General features: G+C 67.1%; 5 protein-coding genes and 2 pseudogenes. 6 read left to right on the forward strand and 1 reads right to left on the reverse strand.

Features of this window, described 5'->3' with window-relative positions:
* The first annotated feature begins 108 nt into the window (after window positions 1-108).
* The 3 genes and pseudogenes from rsmA (at window position 109) to KIH79_RS07570 (ending at window position 2915) form a co-directional block, all read left to right on the forward strand.
* Window positions 109-1071 (forward strand): annotated as a pseudogene (gene rsmA, locus KIH79_RS07560) (16S rRNA (adenine(1518)-N(6)/adenine(1519)-N(6))-dimethyltransferase RsmA).
* Window positions 1064-2104 (forward strand): annotated as a pseudogene (locus KIH79_RS07565) (4-(cytidine 5'-diphospho)-2-C-methyl-D-erythritol kinase); the annotation flags it as partial. The pseudogenes rsmA and KIH79_RS07565, both read left to right, overlap by 8 nt.
* Before the next feature lie 103 nt (window positions 2105-2207).
* Window positions 2208-2915: a LytR C-terminal domain-containing protein gene (locus KIH79_RS07570; protein WP_219058840.1), complete on the forward strand. Its 708-nt coding sequence runs from the start codon at window positions 2208-2210 to the stop codon at window positions 2913-2915.
* A gap of 65 nt (window positions 2916-2980) precedes the next feature.
* Here the strand turns inward: KIH79_RS07570 and KIH79_RS07575 are convergent, their stop codons facing one another.
* Window positions 2981-4393 (reverse strand): CCA tRNA nucleotidyltransferase, encoded by a 1413-nt coding sequence (locus tag KIH79_RS07575; protein WP_219058841.1) that lies wholly within the window; start codon window positions 4391-4393, stop codon window positions 2981-2983.
* Window positions 4394-4481: 88 nt separating this feature from the next.
* Between KIH79_RS07575 and KIH79_RS13040 the strand changes: the two genes are divergently transcribed.
* The 3 genes from KIH79_RS13040 to murJ all read left to right on the forward strand — a co-directional run.
* Window positions 4482-5258 carry an NUDIX hydrolase gene (locus KIH79_RS13040; protein ID WP_274607628.1) on the forward strand — a complete coding sequence of 259 codons (777 nt, stop codon included), beginning with the start codon at window positions 4482-4484 and terminating at the stop codon, window positions 5256-5258.
* A gap of 1 nt (window position 5259) precedes the next feature.
* Window positions 5260-7419 carry a DUF6049 family protein gene (locus KIH79_RS07590; protein WP_338023128.1) on the forward strand — a complete coding sequence of 720 codons (2160 nt, stop codon included), beginning with the start codon at window positions 5260-5262 and terminating at the stop codon, window positions 7417-7419.
* On the forward strand, window positions 7416-8977 hold a 1562-nt coding region (gene murJ / locus KIH79_RS07595; protein ID WP_236023691.1), incomplete at its 3' end, for a murein biosynthesis integral membrane protein MurJ. The genes KIH79_RS07590 and murJ, both read left to right, overlap by 4 nt.

The following is an 8977-nucleotide window of genomic DNA, read 5'->3' on the forward strand; positions in this document are numbered from 1 at the left end:
AATGGCAGGCAGGACACGACCCCGAACACCGGCCCTGCAGCGGCCGGGCGCGCGGCTGAGCATGCGGCCGGGCGCGCAATCGGGCAACCGCAGCAACGAGAGGTGAACATGAGCGAAGAACAGGAGCAGACGGCGGCGCAGGAACCGCAGGGACGCCTGCTGGGCGCGGCCGATATCCGCCGCATCGCGGCCGACGCGGGCATCAGCCCGACCAAGAAGTTCGGACAGAATTTCGTGATCGACCCGGGCACCGTGCGCCGCATCGTGCGCGAGGCCGACGTGACGGCCGACACGCACGTCATGGAGGTCGGTCCCGGCCTCGGTTCGCTCACGCTCGCGATTCTCGAAACGGGCGCGGCGATGACCGCGATCGAGATCGATCCGCCGGTCGCCGAACGGCTGCCGCGCACGATCGGAGAATTCATGCCGGACGCGGTCGACCGGTTCCGCGTCGTCAACCGCGACGCGCTCACCGTGACTCCCGACAACGTCCCCGACTTCAACGGCGACGCGGCGTTCACGCTGGTCGCCAACCTGCCGTACAACGTGGCCACGCCGATCATCCTGACGCTGCTGGAACGCTTCGCGAACCTCGATTCGTTCCTCGTGATGGTGCAGAAGGAGGTTGCCGACCGGCTCGCCGCCGAACCCGGCAACAAGATCTACGGCACGCCGAGCGTGAATGTCGCATAGTACGGCAAGGAACGCCGCGTGGGCAACATCGGCCGCAACGTTTTTTGGACGGCCCCGACCGTCGATGCCGCGCTCGTGCGCTTCGTTCGGCACACGCCCGACGAGCAGGCCGCGCTGGCCGGCGGCGCCGACCGCGAGGCCACGTTCCGCCTGATCGACGAGGCGTTCGGCCAGCGGCGCAAGACGCTGCACGCCGAATTGAAGAAAACCGTGCCGGCGGAGGCGTTCGAACGCGCCGGCATCGACCCGACCCGTCGCGGCGAGACGCTCACGATCGCCGATTTCGCGCGGCTGGCCGCCGCGTGCGCCGCATGCGCGACCGAACATGGCGACGATTCGTCGGCCGCGTCCGCAACCACCGGAGCGGACCATGACTGACACGCTCACTCCGGCCCGTCCGCGCGCCGATCGTCGCCGCACGGCGAGCGCCGCCTCGTCCGCAGCATCCGCTGCATCCGCTGCATCCGCAGCATCCGCTGCATCCGCTGCATCCGCTGCATCCGCAGCATCCGCTGTCAAGCCGAACGCCGCGCGGCACGTTCCCCCGCTCACGGTCAGCGTCGACGTGCCGGCCAAAACGAACCTGACCCTGCACGTCGGCGCGCCCCGCGCCGAATGGGGCGGGCGCCACGAACTCGATACGATCTACTGCGGCGTGGGCGTCTACGACACGATCACGGTCACGAGCAAGGAGCCCGGCAGCGGCTTCTCGCTCGACCTTGCCGGCGAGCACTTGGGCGATCTGGCGAGCACCGGCAGCGACATGCGGCGCAATCACGCCGTACTGGCCCTGTTCGCGCTCGCCGAAGCGTGCGGCCGCGAACCGGACGTGTCGCTGAACATCGAGAAGCGCATTCCCGTGGCCGCCGGACTGGGCGGCGGTTCGGCCGACGCCGCTGGCGCGCTGCTGGCGCTCGACGAACTGTGGGACCTGCATTGGCCGATCGCCCGGCTGCGCGAGATCGCGGCCACACTCGGCGCGGACATGCCGTTCTGCCTGACCGGCGGGTACGCGCGCGGCACCGGATTCGGCGAGCGGATCGAGGACATTCCCGCCGATTCGCCTGCCGCACGGCAGCTGAAGTCGCGCGGTTTCGCCGGACTGGCGATGATCGGCGCGTATGCGGACGCGTTGAGCACGCCGGCCGTGTACGCCGCGTTCGATCGGCTGGGAGCCGGCGACGGCGAGGAGAATCATTTGCAGCATGCGGCGATCGCGCTGCATCCGCGCAGCGGCGACGCGATACGCGAAGCGGTCGCGGCCGGCGCGCGGCAGGCGTTCGTGTCCGGCTCGGGACCGTCGGTCATCGCGTTCGTCGCCGACGAGCAGGCGGCCGCCGACGGGCGCCGCGCATGGACCGCATCGCACGCGGTCGACCGCATCCTCATGGCCCAGGCCCCAGCCGCGCCGCGGAGCAGAAGATTGTCGAATCCAGTACGGGCGAGTCAGACGATGAAGCTAAGGTTGAGACAATCGAAGCGCCTGAACCACATACATACCGGAGGAGCGGGTCATGAGTGAGCTATACGACGAGCGGCAGGCCCGCAAGGTCTACATGCGCCGGCGTCAGGTAAAGGTGTTCTCCGTCACCATCGTGCTGCTGGCCGCGGCGCTGGTGGTGGCGCTGATGTTCTACTTCCACCTGTTCGGTCTCGGCGTCGCCAAGACGGCGGCCGTGCAGCCCAACTACGGCGTGACCGCGCCGTGCGTGCCGAACGGCTCCGACGGCAAGGCGTCGAAGTATCCGGCCAACAACACCATCACCGTGCAGGTGGTGAACGGCACCGACCATCTGGGATTGGCCGGCGCGGTCACCGATGCGATGGAAAACCGCGGATTCGTCATGCAGGATGCGGGCACGCTGACCAAGCAGAAGGACGGCAAGGAAGTCCTCGACAAGGACGGCAATCCGATCGTGAACAGCGACGTCCAGCGCACGATCATCTACTTCGGCAAGAACGCGATCGCGCAGGCGTACACGGTGAACGCGAACTTCACGGATGCGGTGATGGTCATGGACGATCGCAGCGACATGCTGATCACGGTGGTGATCGGCGCGACGTTCAACGATGTGAGCGCAAAGGATTCGGTGCCGGACACCGGCGATACCATCGAACGCCTCTCCGGATGCCGCGACGCCGTCAAGCTGGTCAGGCTGCCCAAGGCCGTCATCCACAAAGCCGTGGAGCCCTCCCAGGCAGCCGCCACCACCCAGCAGTAAGCCGGATGAGGATAACGAACTGCCCGCGCCCCGAACAGGAAGCGGGCATTTCGCATGCGTACGAGTTACAGGCCTTCATACCAGCGCTTAAGCTCGGCGACGGCGACGTCGTGGTCGACGGGGCCGTTATCGAGGCGGTATTCGAGCATGTGCTTGTACGCGCGGCCGACCATCGGGCCGGGTTCGAGGCCGAGCAGCGACATGATCTCGTTGCCGTCGATGTCCGGGCGGATCGCGTCGAAGTCCTCCTTCTTCTTGAGCTCGCGCACGCGGTCTTCCATCTCGTCCATCGCGGATGAGAACACCATCGCCTTGCGCTTGTTCTGCGTGGTCGCGTCGGCGCGCGTGAGCCGGTTGAGCCGCTCGTACAGAGGCCCCGCGTCCTTGACGTACCGGCGCACGGCCGAGTCGGTCCACGGCTCGTCCACGTAGCCGTGGAAGCGCAGGTGCAGGTTCACAAGCTCGCTCACGTCGTCGATGATGTGGTGGTCGAAGTGCAGCGCCTTGAGCCGCTTGCGCGTCATCTTCGCGCCGACTGCGTCGTGGTGGTGGAAGCTGACCTTGCCGCCCGGCTCGAACTTGCGCGTCTTCGGCTTGCCGATGTCGTGCATGAGCGCGGCGAGGCGCAGCGTCAGGTCCGGACGCGGCACGGGGCCGTCGTCGTCGGTTTCCAGCGCGACCGCGCGGTCGAGCACGATCATCGTGTGCTCGAAGACGTCCTTGTGACGGTGATGCTCGTCGATTTCCAGCTGCAGCGCGGGGATTTCCGGGAACACGATGTCCGCGAGGCCGGAGTCGACGAGCGCTTCGATGCCGGCGCGCGGACGGTCGGACAGCAGCATCTTGACGAGTTCGTCGCGCACGCGTTCGGCGGAGACGATCTCGATGCGATCGACCATGTCGGTGATCGCCGCGGCCGTCTCCGGCTCGATCGAGAAGCCGAGCTGGGCGACGAAGCGCACGGCGCGCATCATGCGCAGCGGATCGTCGTCGAACGACTGCCGCGGGTCGACCGGCGTGCGCAGCACGCCCTTGGCGAGGTCGTTCGCGCCGCCGAACGGGTCGACGAATTCGAGCTGCGGTACGCGCAGCGCCATCGCATTGACGGTGAAGTCGCGGCGGGACAGATCGCCCTCCAACGTGTCGCCGTAGCTGACTTCCGGCTTGCGCGAGTCCGGATCGTAGACATCCGACCGGTATGTGGTGATCTCGACCTTGACTTCGGTGCCGTCCTCGCGCCGGCGCATCGCGCCGAGCGTGCCGAACTTGCGGCCCATGTCCCAGAAGCCGTCGCGCCCCCACTTGCGCAGGATCGGCTCGAACTGCTCGGGCCGCGCCGACGAGCAGAAATCAAGGTCATGCGACTTGCGGTGCAGCAGCAGGTCGCGCACCGGACCTCCCACCAACGCCAGCTCGTACCCCTGTTCGGCGAACAAACGACCCAGCTCAATGGCCTCCGGCCAGACTTCGAAATTCACGCTCACCCTCTTCAGGTCTCAAGGAAACTTTTGCTCTTATCAGCATAGCGTTACCCCACCAGCGCAAAGTATGAGTAAGGTGGTTACCATGATTACGCCAGCGGACCTCGCACGCATGCTCGACCATGCGTCGCGTCGTCATACCCAAAATCCGCTGGCGCCGGACGAATTGATGTACACGTCGGAGTCGTCCGCGCAGGTTTCCGTGCACAAGGCAGAGCAGGCTTCCGGGCGCGGATCCGAATCCACCGCGACGCAGATCGAACAGGTCGAACGCGTCGAGCATGTCGAAATCCGCACGATCACCCCGGCCGAGCAGCAGCCGGCCGTCGCGGAGCCGCCGCATCCGCGACGCCCTTCCCCCGCGAACATGCCGCCGCGCCGCGCGCTGGACGGCCCGACCACGTTCGCCTCGCTCGACGCGCAGGACCTGCCCGTCGTGCGCGAGTATTCCGCCGGCGGCCTCTTGTTCGACCGCCACGGCCGCCTGGCATTCATCGCTCGCCATTCGCGCAGCGGTCATCTCGAATGGTGCCTGCCGAAGGGCCACATCGAAAAGGGCGAGACGCCGCAGCATACCGCCGTGCGCGAAGTGCACGAGGAAACCGGCATTCTGGGCGAGGTGGTCGATTCGATCGCGACCATCGACTACTGGTTCACGGGCACGAGCCAGCGCGTGCACAAGCTCGTCCATCATTTCGCGCTGCGTCAGGTGGGCGGCGAGCTCAGCGTCGACGGCGACCCGGACCATGAGGCCGAGGATGCGATCTGGGTGGACTTCGAGGATTTGGACGGCGTGCTCAGCTATCCTAATGAACGCAAGATCGCATGGCTGTATGCCAAGAAACTGAACAGGCAGGCTTGACGTGAACCCCACTGCAGCGCGCGCAACCGCGCGGATCACCAGGACACTGCGCGCACTGCTGGCCTTGGCGCTCGCCGTGGCGATGTGCGCGGCGCTCGTCGCATGGCCGACGCCGGCGTCCGCCGACGACACGGACGGCAGCACGACCGACACGACCAATACCGGCACGGCCAATGCGGCCGACGACGCGAACGCCGACGGCACCGGCACGGACACCAACGACCAAGGCACCGGCATCACGATCGCCATCGACGCGGTCACCGCGGTCGTCACCGCCACATCCGGCTACCAGCTCAAAGCCACCGTGTCCAACGGTTCGCAGGACGCGCTGGACGCCGGCACGCTCAACCTGTCCGCGAATCTCGGCTACATCTTCAACTCGCGCACCGACATGCAGGAATGGTCGCAGGGCGACGCGAACATCCCCATGATGGACGATCTGGGCAGCGTTTCCGTGCCCGAGCTCACGCCGGGCGCGTCCGCGTCCGTGACCGTCTCGGCAAGCAAGGAGTCGCTCGGACGCATCGCGACGTGGGGTCCCAAGCCGATCCTCGTCAGCTACGTCAGCGGCGACCGGCCGCTCGCGCAAACGCACAGCTTCCTGACCCGCTCATCGGCCGGCATGAACGCCATCGACGCTCCGGCGCTCAACCTGACCATCGCCATGCCGCTGCGATCGGGCGCATGGCAGGTCAGCGACACCGCGTTCGAATCGCTGGCAAGCGGCTCGTCGAACGCCGGCTCGGCCATCGTCACGCTCGGCGAGGAGGCGAAAACCGACCGCGTCTACCAGCAGCTGCTCGCGAAGCATCCCACGCTGCAGGTCATCGCCGACCCGACACTGCTGGACGCAATGGACATGCCCACGCAGGTCAACGGCATCATGCAGCCGTCCGGATTCGACATGTCCGCGTACGGTTCGGACAACGCGGGCGCATACGAGGCGGCCGGCGTGACGAGCTCCGCATGGAACGCCGACGCCGCGCTGGCCGATTACCGTTCGGCGCTGGGCGACCAGAAGGCGTCCACGAACGGGGTCGCGTGGCAGGGCAGGGCGAACTGGTCGCTGGCCTCGCTCACGCAGGCGAAGCGGCAGGGCTATTCGGTCGTGATCGCGAACCACGAGTTCGACAACAGCGACGATTCGACCGTGCACACGGGCAAAATCGTCGTGCCCACCGACGCGGGAGACGTGACCGTGCTCACGCAGCAGCGCGTGCTCAGCCGGCTCGCGCAGGGCAAGGCGACGAGCGCGAGCGCCGACGCCGAGGGCAGCATGGCGGGCCGCATCGCCCGGTTCATCGCGCAGAGCGCGTTCTATCAGATGGAGCAGCCGTACACGACGCGCAGCCTGCTGGTGTGCATGAACGCGAACGCGAACGGCGCGATGGTCGACGCGCTGATGAGCGCGGCCGAGCACGCCTCGTGGCTGAACCTGACCGATCTCGCGACGCTGAGCCGGGCGGATGCGTTCGCGTCCGGCGACGACGCGCTCGCCATGGTGAACGAGACGACGAAGCTGACCGACGCGCAGTCGGACGAGCTGACGGGCACGCTGTCGACGCTCGCCGCGGACCGCGATCAGATCAGCCGGTTCATTTCGTCCGTACTCGTCGCCGACGGCAAGTCGACGGCGTGGAGCAACCAGCTGCTCGCCGCGCAGTCGACGCTCGCGCTGCACGCGATGTCCGGCAACGCGACCGTCGCCAAACGCATGACGGACGGCGCCGCGCGTCTGGTCGACCGTCTGCTCGGCGGCGTGACGATCACCCCGTCCGAATCGCTGACGGTGGTCAGCGAAACGGCGAAGATGCCGGTCACGCTGAGCAACACGCTCCCGTACGCGGTGCACGTGAAGGTCTCGTCGATCACCGATTCGATGGAGATCGTCACCTCGCGCACCGCCGAAACCGAGATTCCGGCGCATGCGGAGGCGCAGATCACGTTCTCGATCCGCGTGTCCACGTCCGGTTCGGCAAACGCGACGATCGCGCTGCAAGACCGCAACGGGCAGGCGTTCGGAGAGCCGCAGACCAAGAAGATCACCAGCGTGCTGCAGATCAGCGACATGAGCGGTTTCGTGATCATCGGATTCGCCGTCGTGCTCGGCCTGCTCGGCCTGTGGCGTCAGTTCCATCGCAAGAAAGATCCCGACGAATGAGTTCCAGCAGTTCCTCCCTCGGCCGCAATTCGATGATCATGGCCGCCGGCACGGCGGCGTCCCGCGTGACCGGGCAGGTCCGCACGATTCTGCTGGCGGCCGCGCTCGGCACGACCGGCATGGCGGCGAACGCCTATCAGGCCGGCGCGATGATTCCGCAGGCCGTGTTCACGCTCGTTTCGGGCGGCATCTTCAACGCGGTGCTCGTGCCGCAGATCGTGCGCACGCTGCAGCAGAAGGACGCCGAGGAGCGGCTCAACAAGCTCATCACGCTGGCGATCGCGATGCTGGGCGGCATCACGCTGATCATGGCCGCGGCCACCCCGCTGCTCACCATGCTCTACGTGCGCGGCACCCCCGAGATGATGGCCCTCACGAACGCGTTCACGCTGTGGTGCATGCCGCAGATCTTCTTCTACGGCCTGTACACGGTGCTCGGCCAGATTCTCGCCGCCAAGGACCATTTCGGCACGTACGCGTGGTCTTCGGTGGGCGCGAACCTGATCAGCTGCGCGGGCTTCACCGCGTTCATCGTGTTGTTCGGCCGTTCCACCGAGCAGCCGGTCGCATTCTGGACGGCCAACAAGCTGGCCCTCACGGCCGGCACGTGGACGCTGGGCGTCGCCTTCCAGGCACTGATCCTGTTCCTGCCGCTCACGCGCTGCGGCATCCGCTACCGCCCGCGGTTCGGCGTGGCCGGCATCGGGCTCAAGTCCATGGGATCGGTGGCCGGCTGGAGCGTCGGCATCGTCATCCTCGACCAGCTGGTCAACATCATCACCACGAACATCACCACGTCCGCACCGGATCAGGCGCACGCGACGATGGGCCTGAACATGCTCGACGTGGCCGGCAACGCCACGTACCAGAACGCGTTCACGCTGTACATGCTGCCGTACTCGCTCATCGCCGTCTCCGTGGCGACGGCCCTGTTCCCGAAGATATCGCGCGCGATCGCCGACCATGACATTCCGGACGCGCGCGACGCGCTCAGCCAGTCGCTGCGCAGCGTGGGCGTGCTCATGGTGTTCTTCACGGTCGCGTTCATCGTCATGCCGGTGCCGATCATCCTCGCGCTGCTGCCGTCAGTGAGCGTCAAGGAGGCGATGCTCATCGCCACGCCGCTGACGATGCTCGGCCTCGGCCTGCCCGTTTCCAGCGCGTACCTGATCATCCAGCGCACGTTCTACGCGTTCGAGGACGGCCGCACGCCGTTCCTGTTCATGCTGCTGTTCAACGCGATGTTCGTCGTGCTCGTGCTGGGAGGCGCGGCGATGACGTCGCCGACGATGTGGGTCGCGATCGTCGGCGTCGGTTCCGCGGTCGGTCACCTGCTCGCGTTCCCGTTCCTGATTCCGTCGCTGCGACGGCGGTTCGAGGGGCGTCTCGACGGACGCCGGATCCTCGCGTCGTACGGCAAGGCGATCGTCGCCGGTTCGGCCGCGGTGATCGTCGGCGTGCTGCTGCGACGTCCCGTGTATGCGCTGCTCGGCGTGATGTCCTCGGCCGATCGCGCGGCGGCCGGTTCGCGCGACGCCGCGGCGGCCGACGGCGGGCA

The sequence above is a fragment of the Bifidobacterium miconis genome, assembly GCF_019331735.1.
GTDB classification, from domain to species: domain Bacteria; phylum Actinomycetota; class Actinomycetes; order Actinomycetales; family Bifidobacteriaceae; genus Bifidobacterium; species Bifidobacterium miconis.